The organism is Desulfonatronum lacustre DSM 10312, from assembly GCF_000519265.1.
GTDB classification, from domain to species: Bacteria; Desulfobacterota; Desulfovibrionia; order Desulfovibrionales; family Desulfonatronaceae; genus Desulfonatronum; species Desulfonatronum lacustre.
Map to the genome: position 1 here is coordinate 2,199,305 of NZ_KI912608.1, position 23,037 is coordinate 2,222,341.

Consider the following 23,037-nt stretch of genomic DNA (forward strand, 5'->3'; position numbering starts at 1 on the left):
CGGTCGCGGCCCAGCCGTCCACCGATGATGAAGGAGACCAACGTCAACATGAGTGAACCAAAGGAATTTCAAAGCAAAAGTGTCGATGAGGCCATTGAGGAGGCTTGTTCGTTTTTTTCCTGTGTCCGGGATGAATTGGAAATAACGATATTGGAAGGCGGTTCAGCCGGCATCTTCGGCTTGGTGGGCGCAAAAAAGGCCCGGATCAAAGCCCAGCCGCGGGTCCGGCTGTCGGAGCTGGAAACCATGATCCGCGCGATCACGGAACGGATCACCGCCGCCATCGTGGACAACCCTCGGGTCGTGGTGGAGCATCAGTCCGATCTAATTAAGGCCACCATTCAAACCTCCGACGACATGGACCGGCTCTTGGGACGCGACGGGCAGGTGCTCGGAGCGGTGGAATACGTCGTCAACCGGATCGTCGCCCGCCGCTGGCCCAGCGCCGTACGGATCATGCTGGACGCCGACGGATTCCGGGAGCGCCAGGACCAAGAACTCAGCGCCCTGGCCGTGACCTTGGCCGAAAAAGCCAAGTCCACGCAATCGCCGCAAAGCACCAAGCCATTGCCCTCTTACCAGCGCCGCATCGTCCACGTGGCCCTGCAAGCGGTCACGGACATCCAGACAAAAAGCAAGGGCGATGGACCGTTGAAACGCGTCCTGATTATTCCCAAGGCCCCTCCTTCCCAGGACGAAGTCGCCAACGCCGAGACCCCGCCTCCACAAAATTCATGACCGCTTCGGCCCAGGAGGCCACGTCCACCATCGCCGCCGTGGCCACGCCTCCGGGCCACGGCGCGGTGGGCATCATCCGCGTCAGCGGCCCCCGAGCCAAGGCAGCGGTCCTGACCCGCTTCGCATCGACCCGTCCGAAGTTCACCGACTTTCGCCCCTATCGCCTGCACCACGGCCACATTCTGGGCGAGGACGGACGTATCCTGGACGAGGTCCTGGCGGCATTCATGCCCGGTCCGGGATCGTTTACCGGTGAGGACGTGGTGGAGATTCACTGCCATGGGGCTCCGGTAGTGCTGCAAAACGTCCTGGAGTCCATCCTGGCTCAGGGAGTCCTTCCCGCCGGTCCGGGCGAATTCACCCAACGCGCTTTCCTCAACGGCCGCATGGACCTGACCCAGGCCGAAGCCGTGGCCGAAATCATCGCCGCCACGTCTCCATCGGCCTCCCTCCTGGCCCAAACCAAGCTTTCCGGAGCCCTGAGCGCCTGGCTCCACGGCTTGCGATCCAGTTTGGAGGAACTCCGAGCCCAACTGTGTCTTGCGGTGGATTTTCCGGAAGAGGACCTGGAATGCCTCGCGCCGGAAGATTTTTCTCGCGCCGTGGAGCACATCCAAGACCAAATCCGCGCCGTCCTGGACAACTGCCGACGCAACCGCATCTGGAACGACGGAGCCCTCTGCGTTCTTTCCGGGGCCGTGAACGCGGGCAAATCCAGCCTGCTCAACCTGCTTCTGGGCCGGGAGCGGGCTCTTGTCAGCGCCACCCCCGGAACGACCCGGGACTATCTTGAGGAACGCCTTTTCCTTCAGGGGCTTGAGGTTCGGCTGGTGGACACCGCCGGCGCGCGCCACGACGCCGACGACGTGGAGCGAGCAGGTTTGTCCTTGGCACGCGGACTTCAGAAGACGGCGGACCTGATCCTTTTTGTGGTGGACAACGCGACTCCGGGAGAGGAGCCCGCCGCGGGCTCCCAGGCCGCTTTCCACTCGGAGTCGAGTTTGATGCGGCACCCGACATCCGGCCCAAAGCGAACACCAACCGGAGACGAACCGATCCTCGAAACCTTCCCCGTCGCCAAGACCCTGGTTGTGGCCAACAAGGCCGACCTTCCCCGACCAGACCCTGAACCCGTCGTCTCGCTGGCCGAACTCGGCTATCTCGTGGTACACATCTCGGCCAAGACCGGCCAAGGACTGGACGCGCTGCAGGACGCCATGCGCTCCATGCTCACGAGCAAAGCCCCGACGCCTCGGCCGGACACCCTGACTCCAAATCTGCGCCAGTCGTCGGCCTTGGAACAGGCGGACCGGGAACTGGCGCTCCTTCGAGCCGACATCCATGCGGGACTGCCCTACGACCTGCTCGGGGTACGGCTGGAATCCGTCAGCGTCATCCTCGCTGAAATAACCGGAGAAATCACCTCATCGGATGTCCTGGACTCCATCTTCAGCAAATTCTGCATCGGAAAGTGACGCCGTCTCGAAAGCGCGTCGCCCCTGCGCGGGACGCTCCGGAATCGTCCTCTCTCGACAAGGCCGGATGGCTCGGGTTCAGATGCGTGAATCACGGGGTTGCGCCGCCTGCACCTGCTCCAATCCCCATGTTCAGGGCCATCCCTCTTCAACGAGAACCTTGACCGTCGCCAACATCGTCGACGCCGACGTCGGTCGGCATGTCCGTGTCGTCGACTCGCCCCAAGCCGCCGTGGCCGCTCCCGCCGTTTTATTCGGCATCCCCTTGCTGGGCGTGCTCTGCGGCGCTCTCGGAGCGTATTGGGTCGCACCGTTTCCCACAGAGGATCTCAACGCCCTGATCGGGGCCGCGGCCGGATTGGCTTTTGGAATCGCCGCGGCCCGGATAGCCGCGAGCTCCAGGTTTGCCGGCCCTGACCACTTTCCTCAGGCCGTCGAGATCCTTTCCGATCTCACGAATCCCTCTCTCTGACCCAATCCCGCCTACCAGCCCATCTCGGGGTTACAAGCCCCGCGCCCAAGCCAGAAGGTCTGGCCTCGCCGCCCGTTGCAACGAAGGACAACCAAAGGCGACCCTGAAAGCTGCCTTTAATTGATAAAGAAAATCATACATATAGACATTGAATTCTTACGCTCTATTTTTCACAATCCGCTCCCACGCCTTGACAACACGCCCCGGCTCATCTAGCAAGTCCTACTTAAAAACCCGCCTTTCAGAGAGGTTTTTCGGGTATCCGAAGCCACCCCCGTGTTCACCTGCAAGCTGTCCAACCTCCACACGGGCGGTTCACATGGAACGCGATGAATACGGCGGGGAGGCCGGGGGAGCCGTTGCTCATAATTTTATTGTCGAAATCCCCTCAAACCGGGAGGGGTTTTTGTCTTTTTCGGCCCAAGGGGTTCAGAACCTCGTTCCGCTGATTCCGGCTCGAGGAGCGGCGTTATTCACGGCAAAGGAGCGTACATGTGAAACAGTGAACATAAACATCAAACATATTAAAGTACCCGTCATCCGGCAAAGGCGTTTTTTTCACCACCGCAAGCAACTCCGCTCGATAAATTGAGAAAAAGGGAGCGATTTTCATGGCATACAGGAAACTAGTACTGGGCTTGTCCGGGTGCCTGTTCGTTTTAGTTTGCGTGCTTTTTCTACAGGCCGACGTGATGAGCATGATCAGCTCTTCCGGAAAGGATTCCGGCAGGGCCGATCTGATCATGATCCAGGCCACAGCCAAGCAGACCACGAAGCAGGCCTCCGCCGTTCAGTTTTTACACGATGCGCATACCGAAGCCCTGGCGGAACAGGACAAGGATTGCGCGGCCTGTCACATCAAGGACGACGAAGGCACGATCTCCTACAAGTATATGCGCTTCGAGGACCCCGCCGCGAATCAATTGAAAGACCTGTATCACGACAACTGTACGGCCTGTCACGCGGAGAACGCCAAGGCGCGAATGGCCAATCCCGGCCCCCAGATCGGCGAATGCCGCAAGTGCCACGTGGAACCCGCGGCCCACACCCAGGCTTGGGTTTCCGGCAGCATGGACAACATGCTGCACTATATCCACTGGGACTCGAACCTGATCGCCAAGGACGAAGGCAAGGACACCAACTGTGGACAATGTCACCACGAATATGACGAGGACAAACAAGAACTCGTCTACATCCAGTTCGCCGAGGAAGGGTGCCGTTCCTGCCACACCGCCGAACCCAAGGAGCCCGTCAAGGCCAATCTTTCCGAAGCCTTCCACGGCCAGTGCGTGACCTGTCACCTGGAAAACAAGGAAGCTCAAGCCGAGCGTAACGGCCCCCTGGACTGCGCCTCCTGTCACGGCGGGCCGCAGCGCCTGGAAATGCAGGCCAAATTCGCCGACAAACTGGAAGAGCTGGACGGTGTGTTGCCCCGCCTGCCCCGCAATCAGCCCGACGCCGTGCTGCTGGCGGCCAAGCTGCCCGAATTGCCCGAGGACGCCACCCGGCCGACCTTGATGTATCCCGTGCCCTTCAACCATGAACTGCACGAACAGGCCACGGACGCCTGCCGGGACTGCCACCATGAAACCCTGAAGAGTTCCTGCACGGATTGTCATACCCTGCAAGGCTCTGAGGAGGGCGGCTACATCACCCTGGAGCGGGCCATGCACGCCCCGGACAGCAAGTCCAGCTGCGTGGGCTGCCATAACGAAATGAAGCAGGATCCCACCTGCGCCGGCTGCCACACCGCCATGCCTCGCGGCGCCGAGCCCCCGGCTTCCAGTTGCGCCCTGTGTCACGTCAACCCGGACGTCCTCGCCCAGCGTCCCGCCGGGCATCAGTCAACGGATTACGCGGACTACACCGAAATGCTCATTCCGGCCCAAGCCGACGGCAGACAGCCCGCCGGAGAGCCGGTGATCGTTCCCGAGGACAAGGAAGGCCGCGCCGCTCTGGCTCAACAACTCATCGACCAGCGTCCCAAGGAAGCCCTGCTCATCGCCGAGGAAGACATTCCAGACGTGGTCAAGATCGACGTCCTGGCCGACGAGTACCAGCCGGCGGAGCTGCCTCACCGTAAGATCGTCATGAGCATGATGGAGAGGATGAAGGACGACTCCCTGGCCACCACCTTTCACGCGACGCCGGTGACCATGTGTCAGGGCTGCCACCACAACAGCCCTCTCTCCAAGACCCCGCCGAGCTGCCAATCCTGCCACGACCAGCGGTCCCAGGAAGGACGTCTTGGCCGACCGGGACTTTTGGCCGCCTACCACATCCAGTGCATGTCCTGCCACGCGGAGATGGGCCTGGAAAAGCCGGCGGCCACGGACTGCGCCTCCTGCCACAAACAGAAAGAGAACTGACAGCTCGTAAGGAGAACCGACATATGAAACGCAGATCATTCCTCGGATTGATGGGCGCGGCCGGGGCCGGGCTGGCGGCTCCGGCCGTCGCTCCGGTCGCCGCCCGGGCCGCGGCCAAGGATTTCAGAGGCTATCACGACACCCCGGGCGTGCTGTTCGACGGGACGCGGTGCATCGGCTGCCGCAAGTGCGAATTAGCCTGCAACCAGGTCAACAACCTTCCCGAACCGGAAGTGCCCTTCGACAACCTGGAAATCCTGAACACCCGCCGACGCACGGACTCGGCCACCTTCACCGTGGTCAACAAGTTCGACACCCCAGGCGGTCCCGTGTATCGGAAGAACCAGTGCAACCACTGTCTGGAACCGGCCTGCGCCTCCTCGTGCTTTGTCAGCGCGTTCCAGAAAAAATCAGACAGCGCAGTGGACTACGACGAAACCGTCTGCGTCGGCTGCCGGTACTGCATGATCGCCTGCCCCTTTGAAATTCCGACCTACGAATACCACAAGGCCTTCACCCCCCGGGTGATGAAGTGCACGCTGTGCGGTCCGCAGATGCGCTCCGGCGAACTGCGCCTGCCGGGTTGCGTGCAGGCTTGTCCCATGGAGGCCATGATCTACGGCCCCCGCCATGAACTGATCAACCTGGCCCGCCGTCGATTCGCCGCCTTCCCGGGCCGCTATGTGGAGCAGATATACGGGGAGCATGAAATGGGCGGCACCAGCTGGATGTACATCTCCGGAGTGCCCTTCACCCAGGTCGGCTTGCGCGAGGACCTGGGCACCAAGTCCGCTCCGGAACTCACCGCCGGCGCCCTGGCCGCGGTCCCCGTGGTGGTGGGCGTCTGGCCCGTGCTGCTTGGCGGAATCTACGCCATCAACAAGCGCAAGGAAAAAATCGCGGCCCAGGAACAGCAAGAGGCCGTGGCCGCCGCCCTGGCCAAAGCCAAGGCCGAGGCCGAGGAAAATCTGACCACCTCCCTGAGCAAGGCCGAGGAAGCCGCCAACCGCCGCCTGGACAACGAGGTCAAGAAGGCCGTCAAGGAAGCCCTGGCCAAGAAGGAAGAAGAACTCAAAGCGGCTGACGCGACCAAAACGGACGAGGAGGAGGGCAAATGAGCACCGTGACCAATGACGACTTCAAGTCATATTTGACGCCATTCAATATCGTAACGGGCCTGATCATCATCGCGGGCCTGATCGTCACCGTGATCCGCTTCACCGGCGGGCTCGGGGCCGTGACCAACCTGGACGACAACTACCCCTGGGGCATCTGGATCAGCTTCGATCTGCTCTGCGGCGTCGCCCTGGCGGCCGGCGGCTACACCACAGCCGCGGCCTGCTACGTCTTCGGCTTCAAGAAATACCATTCCGCGGTCCGCCCCGCGGTTCTGACCGCCTTCCTGGGCTACGCCCTGGTGGTCATGGCCCTGCACTACGACGTTGGTCGTCCCTGGCGGCTGCCCTACCCGATCTTCGTCCAGCAGGGCACGACATCCCTGCTCTTCGAAGTAGGTCTGTGCGTGTTCCTGTACCTGACCGTCCTGTTCATGGAGTTCCTGCCCACCCTGTTCGAATGGACCGGGTGGCGGAAGCTGCGGGACGCCCTGGTCAAAATGACCCTGGTGCTGGTCATCTTCGGCGTGGTCCTCTCCACGCTGCACCAGTCCTCGTTGGGAGCTTTGTACACTATCGCCCCGTCCAAGCTGCATCCCTTGTGGTACTCGGCTTATCTCCCGGTTTTCTTCTTCGTCTCCAGCATCGCGGCCGGGTTGTCCATGGTCATTTTTGAAGGTTCACTGTCCCACAAGTACCTGCACCGGATGATGGACGAGGAATACAACAGGAACCACAACGATGTTGTTCTCGGTTTTGCCAAGGGCTGCTCCTGGGTGTTGTTCGGCTACTTTGCCTTGAAGATGGTCGGCCTGACCTACGACAACAACTGGCACTACCTGGCCAGTGGCTTTGGCGCATGGTTCCTGGTGGAAATGCTCTGCTTCGTCGCCCTGCCGGCCTTCCTGTACGCCGTGGGCGCGCGGGACAAGAACTTCGCCCTGATCAAGTGGACGGCGATCCTGACCGTTCTGGGCATTGTCCTGAACCGGTTCAACGTTTCCCTGGTCGCCTTCAACTACCACCTGCCCTCGGAGGCCAAATACTTCCCTGCCTTCATGGAGATCATCATCTCCGTGTTCATCGTCACCGTGGGCGTGGTTGTGTTCCGATTCGTCTCCACCAGGATGCCCGTCTTTTTCGAGCACCCTGATTACAAAGGCCAACACTGAGCATAAGGGAGGCTATACCAATGGAATTCAACTCATTGCACGAGTTTTTCATGCATACCAAGACCATGACCTACCTGCTCATGGGCGGCATCCTGGTCGGCGCCGTACTCTGGTGGCAGTTTTTGATGGGCGAAAAGAAGCCCATCGACAACCCACACCGGACCGGTGAGGGACATGGCAATGGCCATGGTCATTAGCAAAGCGGCAAATCGGCGGAGCGGATATCCGGTACGAGAACGTGCCGGATACCTCCGAAACGAGCCCAATTGCTCATGATCCCAACCCTCTGGATCGACGGACGAAACACTGTCCGACTTGCAACAACATAAGTGATGCTCGAGGAGACGCATATGTATAATTTCTTGACTGGACCCATGGTCTGGATCACGTTTCTGGTCGTGGTCGTTGGATTGACGTACCATGTGGTGACGTACATCCGCGGCCTGGACTGGCGACTGGACCGCGTGGGCTATCGGCCCAACATGCAGCACGGCCTGAAAGGGGCCGCCAGATCCATCTTTTTCTGGATCCTGCCCTGGGGCTCCCACGGTTGGCGGGCCAAGCCGCTGTTCACCCTGCTCTTTTTCAGCTTTCACATCGGCCTGCTGTTCACGCCGATTTTTCTCGAAGCGCACAACATCATGCTCAAGGACAGCTGGGGCATCCGCCTGCCGGGTATTTCCGCCGGTCTGGCCGACTTTCTGTCCTGGGTCGTGGTCATCGGCGGCATCTTCCTGATCCTGCGCCGGATCGCCTATCCCGAGGTTAGGATTCTCACCTCGGCCTACGACTACATGCTGATCGTCATCGCCGTGTCCCCCTTCCTGACCGGCCTGATCGCCCGATACAACGTGGGCAACTACGACTTCTGGCTGCTCATCCACATCATTACCGGCCACGTCTGGCTGCTCAGCCTGGTCTTCACCAAGCTGAACCACGTGGTCCTCTTCTTCCTGTCCCGCGCGCAACTGGGCATGGACTACGGCATCAAGCGCGGCGGGATGAAAGGCACCCAGATGACCTGGTAGGCGTCTGAGAAACACAAGCTCAACGAGAGGGAGAATACAATGCCCGAAGGAATTCTTTGCAACAAGCAGCCCATTGTCACGGACGAGCAGCTCAAGCTGACGCTCGGGGACAAGAGTGGCAAGCAATACTACGCGGAAATGGAACAACTGGAGGTGGATACGGACAAGCTCTGGTCCACGATCCAAAACACCATGAAATCCCGACTGAAAACATGGTTGAACATCTGCGCCAAATGCGGACTCTGCGCGGACAGCTGTTTTCTCTATGAATGCAACGACAGGGATCCTCGCCAGGTCCCTTCGGCTAAAATCCACGCCACCTTGGGTGAGATCGTCAAGCGCAAGGGCAAGGTGGACAACGCTTTCATGCGCAAATGCATGGACATCGCCTGGAGCTGGTGTACCTGCTGCAACCGTTGCGGCCAGTTCTGCCCCCACGGCATCGACATGGGCGTGATGTTCTCCTACACGCGCGGCCTGCTCTTTTCCCAGGGATTCGTGCCTTGGGAACTGAAAATAGGTTCCGGGATGCACCGGGTGTACAAGGCCCAGATGGACGTGACCACCGAAGACTGGGTGGACACCTGCGAATGGATGGCTGACGAGAACTCCGAGGAGTGGCCGGGCCTGGAAATTCCCGTGGACAAGGAAGACGCGGACATCATGTACACCCTCAATGCCCGCGAAGCCAAACACTATCCGGAAGACATCGCTGAAGCTGCGATTTTATTCCATGTGGCCGGTGAAAACTGGACTGTACCTTCGGAAGGGTGGGAGCAAACCTCCCTGACAATTTTCGCCGGGGACTGGGAAGGCTGCAAGCAACAAGTTCTGCATGTCTATGACGCCATCGAACGTCTGCGCCCCAAGCGGGTCGTGGGCACGGAATGCGGCCACGCCCACCGGGCCACGGTCATCGAAGGGCCCTATTGGGCCGGACGCGAAGATGGCCAACCCCCCAGACCCTACATCCATTATGTGGAATGGCTTGCGGAAATGCTGCGCACCGGGCGAATCAAAATCGACCCGGCCAAACGGATCAAAGAACCGGTCACACTCCAGGACTCTTGCAATTACGTCCGCAATCAGGGTCTGAAAAACATCACCCGGGAAATCATGAGCTATCTTGTTGAACCCGGCTATTTCGTCGAAATGGCGCCGAACAAGGAATACAACTATTGTTGCGGCGGCGGCGGCGGATTTAACGGCATCGGCAAGTATCGCCCCCAGCGAAACATTGCTCTGCTTAAAAAGAGGGAGCAGATTTTAGCCACAGGGTGCAAGCTCGTGGTCGCGCCCTGCCACAATTGCTGGGACGCCATCCGCGACCTGGAGGAAGAATATCCCATAGGCATCCGCTGGAGCTTCCTCAAGCCGTTGGTGATCAAGATGATGATCGTCCCGGATCACCTCAAGCCCCAGGACGAGGAAGGCGAAGAGGAATAATCCGCCTTGTCGCACCAACAGTCAGCACATACGAGGTATCTCATGAAGAAAAAGATTCTTTTGGCGACAACCGGCTCTCCGGCAAGTTTCGGGGCCGCGCGGGTGGCCTTTGAGATGGCCAAGCGCTACGATGCGGAACTGCTGCTCTTTCACGTCGCCGGCGTACCGAAAAAAGGCTTTTCCTACCAGGAGGTCAACGACGTCCGCTCCCAGGAGACCGTTCAGGTCGACGACGACTACATGGCCTGGGTTGAGGAAGAACTGAAGAACACCTACGCCAAGCAGCTTGAGGAATGCAAAAACGCGCGCATCATCCTGGCCACGGGTCTGCCGCACCGGGAAATCCTCCGGGCGGCCCGCGACGAGGACGTGGATATGATCATCATGGGCGCGCACTCCGGGGACTCCAGCGACATCTACTCCAAGGGCTACCCCGGCAGCACCCTGCAACGCGTGGCCAAGGCGGCCAAGTGCCCGGTGATGACCGTGCACCGCGAATCCGCGTCGTATATGGGCGGTTTCTCCCATATCGTCTTTGCCACAGACTTTTCCAAGCAGTCGGAAAGCGCCTTCAAGTACGCCCTGTCCATGGCCAAGGAGTTCGACTGCGAAATGACCCTGTTCCATGCCCTGGACATCACCAGCAAGGTATTGGCTCAGAGTGACATCGAGGACAAACTGATCACGCTTCGCAAACGACTGCGAGACGTGTACGGACCCAAGATGGGAGATTTCAAGAACTTTGAAGTTGACGTCTGGGAAGGCAATCCCTACGTGGAAATCGTCAAGATCGCCCGTGAGCGCATGGCCGATTTGATCGTCCTGGCCCACAACACCAGGGAACTGGACCCGGAACAGGCCCGCATGGGGTCGACCCTGGAACAGGTGCTCCTGCGGGCCAACTGCCCAGTGGTCAGCGTCAACAGACCGGACAAGGTTTAGGCAAGTCGCGAGCATTGCGTCCACCGCCCGATGTCTCCGAACCCGGGCGGTGGAATTGTAAAGCGGCGCATGCGAGACGAAAAAACTTCGCATGCATGCCAAGTTCTCGTTGATTTCGGCAACCTCAAGGATTGGAAGTTCATTCCGAATCTCACCAGGAGGTGTACTGTGGCGAAGAAAATCATGGTCGTCGACGACGACAAGGAAATCACCTCGTACCTGACCCAATTGTTCAAGGACAACGGCTATGAAACGGTAGAAGCCAACGACGGCTCTGAAGCCCACGACATCGTGGCCAAGGAAAAGCCGGACCTGATCACCCTTGACCTGGAAATGCCCAATGAATGGGGTCCGCGCTTTTACCGCAAACTGACCCAGAACCCGGAACTGAAAAAAATCCCGATCATCGTGATCAGCGGCCTGCCGTCCAACCAGTATGCGATCCAAAAGGCCGTCGCCAGCCTGACCAAGCCTTTCGACCGCGACGAGCTGATGAAGATCGTCAAACAGACCATCGGCTGAGCCGGCCCCTCGAATATCCGTCCACCCTTATCCCGCTCGCGGGGCAAGGGTGGACGTTTTCACTTTCTTCGCTTTCCAATACCGCCCGCCTATCATCCACGGGGTGTTTTTTCGCCATGCGTGGATTGCCTTTTCCGTCCGTCCCTTTTACTCCTTTTTTTCCACCACTGGAGCTGTATCAGTACATTCCGTGCGTGGTCTCATTCCGATTCCGGATCCCTGTCTTCACGGGCATGACTGACTCGGAAACAAAAGGGTCGGTATGGCAAGAAAAAACCGTCCTTTTAGCCTGGGATGCGCTGCATGGCCCGCTTTACGTCTTCATCTTCATAATGGAGCAAACATGATCACGGACAAGAAATTACTCCTCGTCGACGACGAGGAGGGAATCAGACGGTTTCTGGGACTGACCCTGGAAGACATGGGGTACGAGGTCAAAACCGCCGAGAACGGAAGCATCGCTCTGGACGTAATGCAAGATTTTCAACCGTCCATCGTGCTTACCGACATCAAGATGCCGGTCATGGACGGGATCGAGTTAATGCGGCGGGTCAAAAAAGATTACCCCGACGTGGAAGTGGTGATCATCACCGGCCACGGGGATCTGGAACTGGCCATCGAGGCCCTGAAGCACGAAGCCGCGGACTTCATCACCAAGCCGATCAACGACGACGTGCTGGAAATCTCCCTGAACCGCGTTCGGGAGAAAATCGTGATGAAACGCCAGTTACGGAACTACACGGAAAACCTCGAACGGCTCGTGGAAGAAAAAACCCAGCACATCGTCAAGCTGGAACGCCAGACCGCCGCCGGCCAGATGGTGGAAAAATTCAGTGATTTTTTATCCGGAATCACCACCGAGGTGGAGAACCGAACCGGGCTCTTCAACGAACTGCCCTGCCTCGTTTCCCTGCACAACAAGGACCTGCGGGTCGTGGCCTGCAACAGCCTGTTCAGGGAGCGCATCGGTGATTGCAACGGCATGAACACGCCCCAGATGTACGCCCAGGAGGCCTTTGCCGAATCCGAATGCCCCGTCCAGGCGACCTTCCTGTCGGGAAACGGTCAACGCCTCAAGGCAACGCTGGCCGGAAAGGACGGAACGCCGATCCCGGTCACGGCGCATACCTCCCCGGTCCTGGACAAGGGCGGGGAGGTCGGGCTGGTCCTGAGCATTGCCGTGGACATGACGGAACTCAGCCGCCTCCGGGACGAACTGCTGGCCACCCAGCGCAAATACCAGCGCCTTTTCGACGAGGTGCCCTGCTACATTACGGTGCAGAACACGGACTTCACCGTGGCGGAGACCAACCGCCGTTTCAAGGAAAAGTTCAACGAGGCCGAGGGGTTGCTGTGTTATCAAGAAAAAAAGGGCCGCGAAGCGCCCTGCGCGGACTGCCTGATGCAGCAAACGCTCCAGGACGGTGAGTCGCATCAGATGGAAACCGTGGTCACCACCAAGGACGGCGAACAGCTCAACGTGCTGGCGATTTCCTCGCCCATTCGCAACGCCCAGGGTGATATTCATCAGGTCATTGAAATGTACACGGACATCACCGAAATTCGCCGCCTCCAGGACCATCTGACCTCCCTGGGCATCATGCTCGGCTCCATGTCCCACGGGGTCAAAGGGCTGCTCACGGCTTTGGACGGCGGCATGTACCGCCTGGAATCCGGACTGAAAAACGACCAGCCCGACCAGATTGCGGACGCCATGAACACCTTGAAGAACATCATCGGCAAGGTCCGCAAGCTGGTGCTGGATATCCTGTACTACGCCAAGTCCAGGGATCTGGATGTCCAAGAACTCGACGCGGCGAAATTCCTGGCCGACACGGCCGCACTGATCCGCCTGCGAGCGGACAAGGCCGACGTTCGGTTCGCCTTTCATGCCGAAAAAAAACTCGGCACCTTTGAGATCGACGCCGCCGCCCTGTCCGCGGCCCTGGTCAATTTCCTGGAAAACGCGGTGGATGCCTGCGAGGGAGTTGAAGACGAGCAACGCCAGGTCGAGTTTTCAGCCTCGGGAACCCCGGATCACGTCGTCATCACGGTCAAGGACCATGGCCAGGGCATGGACAAGGAAACCCGCGACAAAATCTTCACCCTCTTCTTCTCTTCCAAGGGCAGCAAGGGTACCGGCCTGGGCCTGTTTATCTCCAACCAGACCATCGAAAAACACGGCGGCTCCATCACCGTGGAATCCGAACCCGGCAAGGGCAGCACCTTCACCATCACCCTGCCTCGAAAACAACCTGCGCCCTGCCCCGACCGACAGTCGCCGAGAAGCTGACAGCTTCCCAGCTCTGGAACATACGGAGGATACATTCACATCCTAGCCGGAAACAGCGCCAACGCCCACCATGAACCGTTTCATGCGTCGAGCCAAAGCCACTCCGTCCTCAAAACTGGGTTCCACGGGCAGTGGCGCGAAGATTCCCAGCCCTTCACCGGCTTCATGAAAAGCGTCGACGTCCAGGTCAGTGATTACGATGCAATTCACCGCCGCGTTCACCGACATCAATTTACGCACCAGATGCAAAGGCTCGCCTTCGGGCAGTCCCTGGTCCAAGATCAGGAATCCCGGCGGCATGACCTTCACCGCGGCCAGGACGTTGGTCCCGTTGTTGGTGAACAATAACTCCACATTCTCCATCTCTTGCCGCAACGCTTCGCAAAAGCGGGCGAATATATCCTCTGAACGGTTGGTGGCTATCAGTATTTGCATGCAATTCCTTCCTTGATCCCGATACCTCGCGACGAGACGATTTAAAACTACTTCCTGAAAAAGATGATCCGACGCTTCCCGTGCAAAGAGCGACTCAAGGAAACACCGGATTATCGGCGTGGCAATGTGGAAGATCGGCTAGTGCTGCACTCCCCCGCCGCACGTATTCTCGGTGCTGAAGGTCGGCAGGGAATCCATCAGAAAAGCTTGCACCGCATGCCCCACGGAAGGTGCGCCGGCTCCGTGGACGACCCGCACTCCAGCCTGCTGGAATCCCATTAGCGGACGCAGCCCCATGCCACCGGCAATGAGCACCTTCACGCCGTTGCGGGCCAGGTGGTTGACCGGGGCCATGCACCCACCCTGCTGGTGAGGAACATTGGGCAGTGTGCGCACGTCCACGATCTCCCCGTTTTTGGCTTCCACGATGGTGTACAGATCGCAATGGCCGAAATGCATCCCGACGGCGGCATCCAGGCCGCCGGGGGTTTCGGACGGGACGGCGATAATCAACGTGTCCATGGTGACATCTCCTTATTCATATCGAAGCGGTTAGCAATTTTAAATCCAATATGTTGCGTTGCAACAGTCAAGCGAGACGCAACGGCCCAACGGGATACGCGACAATCTTTGCCCATATCCCACGCAATTCGTCGCCAAAGGGAGAGGCCGGCATTTCCGTGATGCACTTGCCCAGAATCATGGCCTTGGTCATCTGCTCATCGTAGGGCAGCATGCCCAACAGGCCATGCCCCTGCTCGCGGCAGTACGCGCCGATCTCCCGGCTGTTCTCGGGATTCAGGTCAAACTTATTCACGATTACAGCCACGGGGATGCGGAAATGGAGGCACAGGTCGGCCACACGCTCCAGGTCGTGCCGTCCGGACGGGGTCGGCTCAGTGACCACCACCGCCAGATTCGCCCCGGAAAGCGAGCTGATGACCGGACACCCGATTCCCGGCGTTCCGTCGCACAGGATCAAGGACAATCCCTGTTTTTTCGCATGCTGTCGGGCCTCCTTCTTAAGCAGGGCCACGAGCCGTCCGGAATTTTCTTCCCCTGGAAACAACTGTGCATGGATCATCGGCCCGAAACGCATGGTCGAGGAAAACCACTGTCCACAATGCTTTTCCACAAAATCCACGGCCTGATCCGGACAGAAATGGACACAGACCTTGCAGCCTTCGCACCGCAGGGAGTCGACCACATACCTCCCCTGGTCTTCGCGCACGGCCCCGAAGCGGCAGAACTCGGCGCATACCCCACATTTCGTGCATCGCTCTTGATCGATGACTGCTTCGTTCCCGGAGCGAAACGCATGCTCTTCCTCGACAACCGGGGCCAACAACATGTGCAGGTCCGGCGCGTCCACATCCAGGTCGCAGACCATGGCGTTGTCCGCCAAATGCGCGAACGCTGCCGTGATGCTGGTCTTGCCCGTGCCGCCCTTGCCGCTGATCACAACGATTTCACGCACGGCCCACCTCCTGGGATGCACTGACAGCGGCCCGCATGCGCTCTTTCAACTCCTGAAAAAGCCCTCTCAGTTCAGGCAGCTCCCTGGCGACGATCTCCCCCCGCGAATAGGCTTTGGCCGCGAGGATGCTGTTGGGAATGTGGGCCCAGATCGGAATGCCGGCGGCCCGACAGTAATCGTCCACGCCTTGGTCCCCGATCCCGACCCGGTTGATCACCGCGCCCATGGGCTTGTTCAGCCCGGAAAAGGCCTCCACGGCCAGACGAAAATCATACAGGCCGAAGGGCGTTGGCTCGGTGACCAGCAGGATCGCGTCGGCGTCCATCACGGCGTGCATCGCCGGACAACTCACCCCTGGAGGGGCGTCAATCAGCACGTCGCCCAGTACGTCACCCTCTACGCCGCCCTCTGCGACTTCAGGCATCCCAGCATGACTCGCTTGCTCCTTTACCAGCTGCTTGACCTGCTGCATCAGTGGCGGACTCATGGCTTCCCCCACCCGCAACCGGCCCATCACAAAACGTCCGAACTCCGTTTGGCCATCAACGATCCGGCCCAGCTCCCGTCCGCCCGGACTGAGAGCGCCCTCGGGACAGATTCTCAGACACCCGCCGCAACCGTGGCACATTTCCGGATAGAACAGCATGGTTTTGCCCATGATTGCCAAGGCCTTGTATTGGCAAAACGTAGCGCACTCGCCGCACAGGGTGCACGTGTCCGGATTATGGACCGGAACCTCCAGCATGGCCGCTGACTCTCTCGTTATTTCGGGATTCAGGAAAAGGTGCAGATTCGGTTCTTCCACGTCCAGATCCACGAGAGTCAGCGGTCCCTCCCAGATGGCGGCCAGGGAGGCGGTGACCGTGGTTTTTCCCGTCCCCCCCTTGCCGCTGGCAACAGCGAAGATCACCGCCGCGCTCCCCGGCCGCGTCCTTGGCCGCTCCCTTGGCCACTGCCTCGACCTGTCCCGCCATGCGCCTGGGAGTTGGGCGCATCGGCCACGGTCAGTTCGCCGCGCTTGAACCGTTCCACGGCCTGCCCCACGGTTACGCCCTCCACATTTTGGATGATCTGGATTCCCGCGGCGGACAAAGCTTGAAAGGCTTTGGGCCCGACAAACCCACTGATCACCAATTCCACGTCGGCGTTGGCAAGATTTTGCGCCGCCTGGATCCCCGCGCCTTGGGCCATGACCTGGGACGCGCCATTGTCGATGTAGCTGGAAGCGTCTCCGGCCGCCGGGTCCACGATGACGAAGCCCGCCGCCCTGCCGAACCGTGGATCCACCATGTCGTCCAGGCGCGGGCCCTCACTGGAAACAGCAATCCGTTTCATTTTCATTGTACAAGCTCCTTTTGTAGTTCGTCGCCGTCCCCGCCGTGCGGCACAGTCAAGCCGTCCAAGGCCGGGCATTTTGAAAGACCGAATACGGCCCGAAAACCAGGCTTGCGCCACCTCATCCGTCCTGCCGCGAATCCACGGCTCCACCTGTATCCCGGCGAAATGCAGGACTTCCCTGTCCGGGCATGCCAAGCCGCCGCAGAGCAACCATTCGACATCCAGTTGCACCAGGGTCCGCGCAAAACCCATCACGCCAAGGTCCCGCACCGTACTCGGCAATACGTGAATTTCCGGCTCACGGTTCGGTTCCGGATGCACCTGTTCCGGAGTGCCGCGCATCACCGCTTCGGGCTGTTCATGATAGAGATGAAGCGATGTGGCCGTATCCAGTAATGTTGCGATACGGTTTCCGTAGCAGGCCAAACACACTCGCATCGCCGATTCTCCGAAATGCTTCGGGGGGGAAGAAAATCGGTAACTACTCAGTACATTTGTGTCCGATCTTGCTCCGGCAATCGGTGTCGGGGTCGGTATCGGAGTCGGTATCGAAACAGGAAGAATTTAGAACGCATCCCAGCGTTTTCGATCCCGATCCCGATCCCGATTCCGATTCCGATTCCGGCAACAGAATGACGCTGTGCGGAGTAGTTACGAAAATCGCACCATTTATTCCTTCACTTGGCATATTGCATGCCAAGCAAAAATAATCATTCGTTCCAGCCTGTAAGACGAAATCAGACGAACCGGCGCAAAGCGATGGACGTATAATTCGCCCGAATCACGGCGTGAAAAGAAGTTGGACGCCGGGCTCAAGGTTCCGAACCCGGCACGACGGAAAATGAGGAAAGGGAGGATATAACAGGGAGAGGTCGAGGCGAATCTCCAAATATTGTATCTACTCAGCGAATTTTGCGTCCGATCTTGCTCCGGCAATCGGGGTCGGTATCGGAATCGGTATCGGAACAGGACTAAATCAGAACATATCCCAGCGTTTTCGATCCCGATCCCGATCCCGATTCCGACCCCGGCAACAGAATGACTCTGTGCCGAGTAGTTACGAATAAAAAACCTGGATTCCCTCCTTCGCGGGAATCCAGGCCATGGTTACCTCATTTTTTTTTTAACGGTTACGAAATTCAATCGTCACCGACGCAGCAACCGCCGCAGGGTATCCTTGGACACATCCAGTTCGCGGCAGGCGGCCATGACCCGGCCGTTGTTGCGGGCCAGCGCCTGGGCCGCGGCCTGTTGTTTGATTTCATCCATGGTGCCGCGCAAGGCCATGGTCGGCGTGGCCGGAGTGTCGGGGCACAGACCATCGGGCAGATGCTCCGGCTTGATCAAGCCGCCGGGACAAAGGATGAACGCGTATTCAATGATGTTTTCCAACTCCCGGACATTGCCCGGGAACGGATGACGCACCAGCAGACGCATCACTTCTTCCGTCACTCCCTGAATGTCCTTGCCGGTCAATACGTTCTGGCGCTTAACCACATGCCGGACCAGCAGCGGGACGTCCTCCGGTCGCTCCCGCAAGGGCGGCAGGACCAGGCGAACCACGTTCAAACGGTAATAAAGATCCCCCCGGAACTCCTGGCGGGCGACCATATCCTCGAGATCCTTGTTGGTGGCCGCGACGACCCGGACGTTCACCGGCACGCCGCGTACCGCGCCCAAAGGCTCAACCACCTTTTCCTGCAAGACGCGCAAAATCTTGACCTGCAGGGCCAGGGGCATGTCGCCGATTTCGTCGAGAAACAGCGTCCCGCCGTCGGCAGCCTGGAACCTGCCCGGCTTGTCCCGCTTGGCGTCCGTAAAAGCCCCGGCCTTGTGGCCGAACAGTTCGCTTTCCAGCAACTGCTCCGGCAGAGCCCCGCAATTCACGGCCACGAACGGTTCGCCGTTGCGGCCGCTCAGATTGTGGATCGCCCGGGCCACCAACTCCTTGCCCGTTCCCGACTCGCCGAGCAAGAGCACCGTGGATCCGCTGGTCGCGATCTGAGGCAGGATGCTCAAGGTCCGCTGAAACACCGGGCTTCTGCTGATGATATCCTCCACCCGGTACAACCCGTCCAGCTTCTTCTGAATCTGACGCAGCGCCGAAAGGTCGCGAAACGTCTCCACCCCGCCCACGATTTTGCCGCGCCGGTCCCGCAACGGAGCGGCGTTGATGCTGATGGGCACCCTGGTTCCATCGCTGCGCACGAAATACAATGACCGATTGGCACGGCTTTCGCCGGCCTCCAGAGAGGCCTTCAGGGCACAGGCTCCGTCGCAGATGCTGGATCGAAAAACTTCCCAGCACTTCCGCCCCAAGGCCTCGTCCTTCAACACCCCGGTAATGGCGCAGGCCGCTCGGTTGAAAAAGGTGATGTTCCAGTCCTTGTCCACGGTGAACACCCCGTCGGCCAGGCTGTCCATGATATGTTCACAGGAAATGTCGTGTAAAAAATGCATAATCGCCTCACTCGATAAGGAATCTCCCCCACCGGGAGAATATTGCGTCCAGCATAACATATCGGGCAAATTTTACGCCCAAACCATTTCTATGAAAAAACCCGAAAGTGTCAACCCATCAAAAATACAGGCAACTCCCAGGCGGCATGAAAGCTGCTTAGGCAATGTCAGACGGATAGCAACCAAAGGAGGTCGTTTATGCCGAATCAAGATGGAACAGGCCCCATAGGCCAAGGGAAAAACAAAGGCGGCGATAAAAGTGGTGGTTGGGGCCGTGGACCATGCCGCCAAGGTGAACAGGAAGCCAGTGGGCAAGGTTGCGGACGCAAGAGAGGGCGTTCTTCAGGCGGTACCCGGCGTGGCCCTTCGAGCACGTCTCCGGGTGCTGCGTCCAAACCGGCTGCATGAACCATCGGCTCGGGGCAGGACCAACTGCTCCGAGGCGGAGCGGCAAAACCGCCCCAAATACCGATACAATAAATGTGAACAGTTCCGCGGGAGGCGCAAATGTTCAAGCTGGTACTCCTGGCCCTGACGGACAAGGCCGACGGTACGTCCGCCCTCCGGTTGGCGACCGCAATCGCAGCCCGACACAAGTCGGGCTTCATGGTCCAGCATGTCAGCGCTCCACATGAGCGTGAGCAAAGTTGCGTGCTCCAGCTTTCCGATGAGCGGGAACTCTCGGCCCGACGGGCCGAAATCGAGGCATTCTGCCGGGCGAACATGCCCGAGAGATTGACGGCGGACGTGATGCTCGGCTCCGGCTTTGTCCATGTGGAGGTTCTCAAGACCATCCGCCTCATGGAGCCGGACCTCGTGGTCATCGGCGACCAGGGCGACGCCGAGCACTGCAGACGGGAGCTTTCCGCCTCGACCATGGACACCGCTCTGCTCATCGCCTGGGAAGCCGCCTGTCCGGTGCTCGTTCTTCCGCCGGGAATGCCGACGGCTTCGAATCGATCCTTGTCTGGAACGTTCCGCCGCATCGTCGCCGCGACCGACCTTCGGGATGGGAAACAGGACTCCCTGACCATGGCGGCGAGCATCATTGAGGCGGATGCCGGAACCCTGTTCGCGTTCCATGCCCTGCCGCTGGACGACGCCGCGCCCGACCGGGCCGTCCTGGCCAACGCACTGCACCAAGCCGCAAACCGGTTGGCTTATCTTGGCCGAAATCTGGGCCTGCCCGCTGAAACGGAATTCGTCGTTCGCGAGGGCGATCCGTCCGTGGAAATCCTGAAGTACGCTCGGGAAAACGAGGCCGACCTGATCGTCCTGGCTTCGGACTGTTACGCCGGCCCCCAGGACTCTTCCCAAAAGAAACCCGATACCTCGTCCCAAGTCATCGCCGGAGCGCGTTGCCCGGTGATGCTCGTTGGTCCGGACGCACCGGCCGCTCATTTTCGAAAACCACGTCAGACTGGGAGGAAGGCGTAAGCCATGCCACAACACATCGTCATCATCGGGGCTGTGGCCTTGGGCTCCAAAGCCGCCGCCCGCTTCAAGCGCCTGGAACCGGAAAGCCGGGTCACGCTCGTGGATCGAGACAAACGCATCGCCTACAGCGGCTGCGGCATCCCCTTCTATGTTTCCGGCGAGGTCAACGACGTCCCGGAACTGGAAAGTACGTCATTTCATGTCCTTCGGGACACTGAATATTTCCGAAAAAGCAAAGGCGTAGACGTGCGCACCGAAACAGAGGCCGTGGCCATAGACCGCGAGGCCAAGACCGTGACGCTTGCCCACGTACCCACGGGACGCCGCGAGGTGCTGGCCTACGATCAGCTGGTGCTGGCCACGGGCAGCAAACCGGTGGTTCCGCCCTTTCCGGGAAGAGATTTGGCCGGTGTACATACCGTGCATAACCTGGACTCCGCCGAAAGCATCCGCTCCCTCGTTTCCAGTGGAAGCGTGAAGCGGGCCGTGGTGGTTGGCGCGGGATTCATCGGCCTGGAAATGGCCGTGGCCCTGGTCGATCTCTGGGGGGTGGAGACCACGGTCATCGAACTCCGAGAGCAGATCCTGCCCGGCGTGATCGGGGGCAATTTGTCCCTCACGGCCCTGCGGCACATGCGGGACAAGGGCGTACGGTTCCAACTGGGCGACCAGGTGCTCAGCCTGGAGGGCGACGACCAGGGCCGGGTAACCCGTGTACGCACCAAAGACGACGAGATCCCGGCGGACCTGGTCATCGTTGCCGTGGGCGTTCGACCCAATACGGAACTGGCCCGTGCCTCGGGTTTGGCCGTCTCTGAGCGCGGTGGAATCACGGTGGACGAGTACCTGCGGACTTCCGATCCGCACATTTACGCCGGAGGAGACTGCGTGGAACTGCGCCACCTGCTGACCAACGCCAACGTCTTCCTGCCCATGGGCTCATTGGCCAATCGCCAAGGCCGGGTGATCGGCGACAACCTGGCCGGCGGCGCGACCCTTTTTTCCGGCGTGGTGGGCTCCTGGTGCGTCAAGCTGTTCGACCTCGCCGCCGCGGGTACCGGTCTGACATTGCAGGCCGCTCGGTCCGCGGGCTTCGATGCCCTGAGTGTCCACGTCAGTCAACTGGATCGGGCTCACTTCCACCCTGACAAAGGGGTGATGAACCTGGACTTGGTTGTGGAGCGCCAAACGGGTCGCGTCCTGGGAATGCAGGGAACGGCGGACAAAGGCGATGCCTTGGTGGGCAAGGTGAACGTGGTCGCCGGGTTGCTGCCTTCGGGCCTGAGGGTAGAGGCCTTGAGCAACTTGGAAGCGGCCTACTCACCGCCATTTTCCGCCGCGCTGGATATTCTGAACGTGCTGGGCAACGCGGCGGAGAACATCCTCGCGGGACGGAACATGGCCATTCAAGCGGATGAGTTCGCGGCCCTCTGGAAGCAGCGGGAAAGAAACACGCATTTCTTCCTGGACTGCCGCGAACCATCCGACGCCAAGGAAGAAGCCCTGGCCCATCCTGAGCACTGGGTCAACATTCCCCAGGGAGATCTGGCCGAAAACCTGGACAAGCTGCCGCGAGACAAGGGCATCGTCGTCATCTGCGGCACCGGGGCGCGCTCCTATGAAGCGCTCATAACCCTGGGTCACGAAGGTTTTCAGAATGTGGTCAGCGTGGAAGGCGGCACAAGCGCCGTCAATGCCATGGGATTCAGCGTTTCCTGATCCAGAAGATCATGGTTTCGGGCATGACGCCGTCAAGGGAGATCAGTCGGATTTCCTTGGGGGGATTGCCCGAAACCTTTTTATGCGTTTCTTTACAGAAATTATTTCCATTCACTTTCTATTCCTGCATTTTTCCTTTTCGCAACCATCAAACCCTTGACCATCCTCCTCTTGCAGTCCCCTGAAAGAGAAGTTTTCCGCCTGGTTATCAAAAGAGAACGTTCCGATTTCTCCCTCTTGCATTACTTTAGAAAGTATGTGTATTATGTCACAAACTAAAAAACACAAAAAAGTACGCGCATATACGACAAATGCAGTCCAGATTGGATCATTCCATGTATAAATCCGCTCAAAAAGAACGTGGAAGAGAGAAAATAAGAGTAACTACTCAGTACATTTTGTGTCCGATCTTGCTCCGGCAATCGGTGTCGGGGTCGGTATCGGAGTCGGAATCGAAACAGGAAGAATTCAGAACGCATCCCAGCGTTTTCGATCCCGATCCTGATCCCGATTCCGACCCCGGCAACAAAATTACTCTGTGCTGAGTAGTTACCGCGATTCCTCCTTAAAACAATGAATCAACAAATGCTACTGATTTT

The 23,037-nt window shown here is 59.3% G+C and carries 21 protein-coding genes; 15 read left to right on the top strand and 6 right to left on the bottom strand.

The features are described 5' to 3' along the window. Nucleotides 1–48: 48 nt before the first annotated feature. The 13 genes from jag to DESLA_RS0110495 all read left to right on the top strand — a co-directional run bounded on the left by jag (nucleotide 49) and on the right by DESLA_RS0110495 (nucleotide 13,572). Complete coding sequence (gene jag / locus DESLA_RS19970) at nucleotides 49–738, top strand: RNA-binding cell elongation regulator Jag/EloR (RefSeq protein ID WP_051434883.1); 690 nt, start codon at nucleotides 49–51, stop codon at nucleotides 736–738. Next, complete coding sequence (gene mnmE / locus DESLA_RS0110440; RefSeq protein ID WP_028572401.1) at nucleotides 735–2,213, top strand: tRNA uridine-5-carboxymethylaminomethyl(34) synthesis GTPase MnmE; 1,479 nt, start codon at nucleotides 735–737, stop codon at nucleotides 2,211–2,213. Before jag ends, mnmE begins: the two co-directional genes overlap by 4 nt. Then, entirely contained in the window at nucleotides 2,170–2,685 is a 516-nt protein-coding gene (locus tag DESLA_RS22445) for a SoxR reducing system RseC family protein (RefSeq protein ID WP_084032015.1), read from the top strand. The genes mnmE and DESLA_RS22445 overlap by 44 nt, the downstream gene beginning before the upstream one ends. A 319-nt stretch (nucleotides 2,686–3,004) precedes the next feature. Continuing rightward, nucleotides 3,005–3,277, top strand: coding sequence for a hypothetical protein (locus DESLA_RS22905; protein ID WP_156932928.1), 273 nt, complete (start codon nucleotides 3,005–3,007; stop codon nucleotides 3,275–3,277). 19 nt (nucleotides 3,278–3,296) lie between these two features. After that, entirely contained in the window at nucleotides 3,297–5,054 is a 1,758-nt protein-coding gene (gene hmcA / locus DESLA_RS0110450) for a sulfate respiration complex hexadecaheme cytochrome HmcA (protein ID WP_028572403.1), read from the top strand. 23 nt (nucleotides 5,055–5,077) lie between these two features. Continuing rightward, nucleotides 5,078–6,172 (top strand): sulfate respiration complex iron-sulfur protein HmcB, encoded by a 1,095-nt coding sequence (gene hmcB, locus DESLA_RS0110455; RefSeq protein WP_028572404.1) that lies wholly within the window; start codon nucleotides 5,078–5,080, stop codon nucleotides 6,170–6,172. Then, nucleotides 6,169–7,341 (top strand): sulfate respiration complex protein HmcC, encoded by a 1,173-nt coding sequence (gene hmcC / locus DESLA_RS0110460; RefSeq protein ID WP_028572405.1) that lies wholly within the window; start codon nucleotides 6,169–6,171, stop codon nucleotides 7,339–7,341. The genes hmcB and hmcC overlap by 4 nt, the downstream gene beginning before the upstream one ends. A 20-nt stretch (nucleotides 7,342–7,361) precedes the next feature. Continuing rightward, nucleotides 7,362–7,538: a sulfate respiration complex protein HmcD gene (hmcD, locus tag DESLA_RS23205; protein WP_337833219.1), complete on the top strand. Its 177-nt coding sequence runs from the start codon at nucleotides 7,362–7,364 to the stop codon at nucleotides 7,536–7,538. Between the two features lie 153 nt (nucleotides 7,539–7,691). Continuing rightward, on the top strand, nucleotides 7,692–8,369 hold the full coding sequence (hmcE, locus tag DESLA_RS0110470) for a sulfate respiration complex protein HmcE (protein WP_028572406.1): 678 nt from the start codon (nucleotides 7,692–7,694) through the stop codon (nucleotides 8,367–8,369). 39 nt (nucleotides 8,370–8,408) lie between these two features. Continuing rightward, nucleotides 8,409–9,815 carry a sulfate respiration complex iron-sulfur protein HmcF gene (gene hmcF / locus DESLA_RS0110475; protein WP_028572407.1) on the top strand — a complete coding sequence of 469 codons (1,407 nt, stop codon included), beginning with the start codon at nucleotides 8,409–8,411 and terminating at the stop codon, nucleotides 9,813–9,815. 42 nt (nucleotides 9,816–9,857) lie between these two features. Next, nucleotides 9,858–10,757 carry a universal stress protein gene (locus DESLA_RS0110480; RefSeq protein WP_028572408.1) on the top strand — a complete coding sequence of 300 codons (900 nt, stop codon included), beginning with the start codon at nucleotides 9,858–9,860 and terminating at the stop codon, nucleotides 10,755–10,757. A 168-nt stretch (nucleotides 10,758–10,925) separates the two neighbouring features. Then, complete coding sequence (divK, locus tag DESLA_RS0110485) at nucleotides 10,926–11,279, top strand: DVU0259 family response regulator domain-containing protein (RefSeq protein WP_028572409.1); 354 nt, start codon at nucleotides 10,926–10,928, stop codon at nucleotides 11,277–11,279. A 343-nt stretch (nucleotides 11,280–11,622) separates the two neighbouring features. Further along, complete coding sequence (locus DESLA_RS0110495; protein WP_035261696.1) at nucleotides 11,623–13,572, top strand: hybrid sensor histidine kinase/response regulator; 1,950 nt, start codon at nucleotides 11,623–11,625, stop codon at nucleotides 13,570–13,572. Nucleotides 13,573–13,614: 42 nt separating this feature from the next. Here the strand turns inward: DESLA_RS0110495 and DESLA_RS19975 are convergent, their stop codons facing one another. The 6 genes from DESLA_RS19975 to DESLA_RS0110530 form a co-directional block, all read right to left on the bottom strand. Next, nucleotides 13,615–14,007: a response regulator gene (locus DESLA_RS19975; RefSeq protein WP_051434590.1), complete on the bottom strand. Its 393-nt coding sequence runs from the start codon at nucleotides 14,005–14,007 to the stop codon at nucleotides 13,615–13,617. Nucleotides 14,008–14,145: 138 nt separating this feature from the next. Then, complete coding sequence (locus DESLA_RS0110505) at nucleotides 14,146–14,529, bottom strand: NifB/NifX family molybdenum-iron cluster-binding protein (RefSeq protein ID WP_028572411.1); 384 nt, start codon at nucleotides 14,527–14,529, stop codon at nucleotides 14,146–14,148. Nucleotides 14,530–14,596: 67 nt separating this feature from the next. After that, complete coding sequence (locus DESLA_RS0110510; protein WP_028572412.1) at nucleotides 14,597–15,484, bottom strand: ATP-binding protein; 888 nt, start codon at nucleotides 15,482–15,484, stop codon at nucleotides 14,597–14,599. Then, a complete protein-coding gene (locus DESLA_RS0110515; RefSeq protein ID WP_028572413.1) occupies nucleotides 15,477–16,394 on the bottom strand; it encodes a nucleotide-binding protein in 918 nt (305 codons plus the stop codon). Before DESLA_RS0110515 ends, DESLA_RS0110510 begins: the two co-directional genes overlap by 8 nt. Continuing rightward, a complete protein-coding gene (locus DESLA_RS23445; protein WP_245590044.1) occupies nucleotides 16,391–17,260 on the bottom strand; it encodes a NifB/NifX family molybdenum-iron cluster-binding protein in 870 nt (289 codons plus the stop codon). Before DESLA_RS23445 ends, DESLA_RS0110515 begins: the two co-directional genes overlap by 4 nt. Before the next feature lie 708 nt (nucleotides 17,261–17,968). Beyond that, a complete protein-coding gene (locus DESLA_RS0110530; RefSeq protein WP_028572415.1) occupies nucleotides 17,969–19,282 on the bottom strand; it encodes a sigma-54 interaction domain-containing protein in 1,314 nt (437 codons plus the stop codon). A 507-nt stretch (nucleotides 19,283–19,789) separates the two neighbouring features. On the opposite strand from DESLA_RS0110530, the gene DESLA_RS0110535 reads away from it, so the two are divergent. Both DESLA_RS0110535 and DESLA_RS0110540 read left to right on the top strand, forming a co-directional pair. Next, nucleotides 19,790–20,719, top strand: a complete 930-nt coding sequence (locus DESLA_RS0110535; protein WP_028572416.1) for a universal stress protein — start codon at nucleotides 19,790–19,792, stop codon at nucleotides 20,717–20,719. Between the two features lie 3 nt (nucleotides 20,720–20,722). Next, complete coding sequence (locus DESLA_RS0110540; RefSeq protein ID WP_028572417.1) at nucleotides 20,723–22,438, top strand: FAD-dependent oxidoreductase; 1,716 nt, start codon at nucleotides 20,723–20,725, stop codon at nucleotides 22,436–22,438. Nucleotides 22,439–23,037 lie beyond the last annotated feature (599 nt).

Bases quoted from the DNA above. Each gene is read 5' to 3' on its own strand.
- jag (WP_051434883.1), top strand. From the start codon at position 49: ATGAGTGAACCAAAGGAATTTCAAAGCAAAAGTGTCGATGAGGCCATT.
- hmcB (WP_028572404.1), top strand. From the start codon at position 5,078: ATGAAACGCAGATCATTCCTCGGATTGATGGGCGCGGCCGGGGCCGGG.
- hmcF (WP_028572407.1), top strand. From the start codon at position 8,409: ATGCCCGAAGGAATTCTTTGCAACAAGCAGCCCATTGTCACGGACGAG.
- DESLA_RS0110480 (WP_028572408.1), top strand. From the start codon at position 9,858: ATGAAGAAAAAGATTCTTTTGGCGACAACCGGCTCTCCGGCAAGTTTC.
- hmcD (WP_337833219.1), top strand. From the start codon at position 7,362: ATGGAATTCAACTCATTGCACGAGTTTTTCATGCATACCAAGACCATG.
- DESLA_RS0110535 (WP_028572416.1), top strand. From the start codon at position 19,790: ATGTTCAAGCTGGTACTCCTGGCCCTGACGGACAAGGCCGACGGTACG.
- hmcE (WP_028572406.1), top strand. From the start codon at position 7,692: ATGTATAATTTCTTGACTGGACCCATGGTCTGGATCACGTTTCTGGTC.
- hmcC (WP_028572405.1), top strand. From the start codon at position 6,169: ATGAGCACCGTGACCAATGACGACTTCAAGTCATATTTGACGCCATTC.
- mnmE (WP_028572401.1), top strand. From the start codon at position 735: ATGACCGCTTCGGCCCAGGAGGCCACGTCCACCATCGCCGCCGTGGCC.
- hmcA (WP_028572403.1), top strand. From the start codon at position 3,297: ATGGCATACAGGAAACTAGTACTGGGCTTGTCCGGGTGCCTGTTCGTT.
- DESLA_RS23445 (WP_245590044.1), bottom strand. From the start codon at position 17,260: ATGCGAGTGTGTTTGGCCTGCTACGGAAACCGTATCGCAACATTACTG.
- DESLA_RS19975 (WP_051434590.1), bottom strand. From the start codon at position 14,007: ATGCAAATACTGATAGCCACCAACCGTTCAGAGGATATATTCGCCCGC.
- DESLA_RS22445 (WP_084032015.1), top strand. From the start codon at position 2,170: ATGTCCTGGACTCCATCTTCAGCAAATTCTGCATCGGAAAGTGACGCC.
- DESLA_RS0110540 (WP_028572417.1), top strand. From the start codon at position 20,723: ATGCCACAACACATCGTCATCATCGGGGCTGTGGCCTTGGGCTCCAAA.
- DESLA_RS22905 (WP_156932928.1), top strand. From the start codon at position 3,005: ATGGAACGCGATGAATACGGCGGGGAGGCCGGGGGAGCCGTTGCTCAT.
- DESLA_RS0110530 (WP_028572415.1), bottom strand. From the start codon at position 19,282: ATGCATTTTTTACACGACATTTCCTGTGAACATATCATGGACAGCCTG.
- DESLA_RS0110505 (WP_028572411.1), bottom strand. From the start codon at position 14,529: ATGGACACGTTGATTATCGCCGTCCCGTCCGAAACCCCCGGCGGCCTG.
- DESLA_RS0110495 (WP_035261696.1), top strand. From the start codon at position 11,623: ATGATCACGGACAAGAAATTACTCCTCGTCGACGACGAGGAGGGAATC.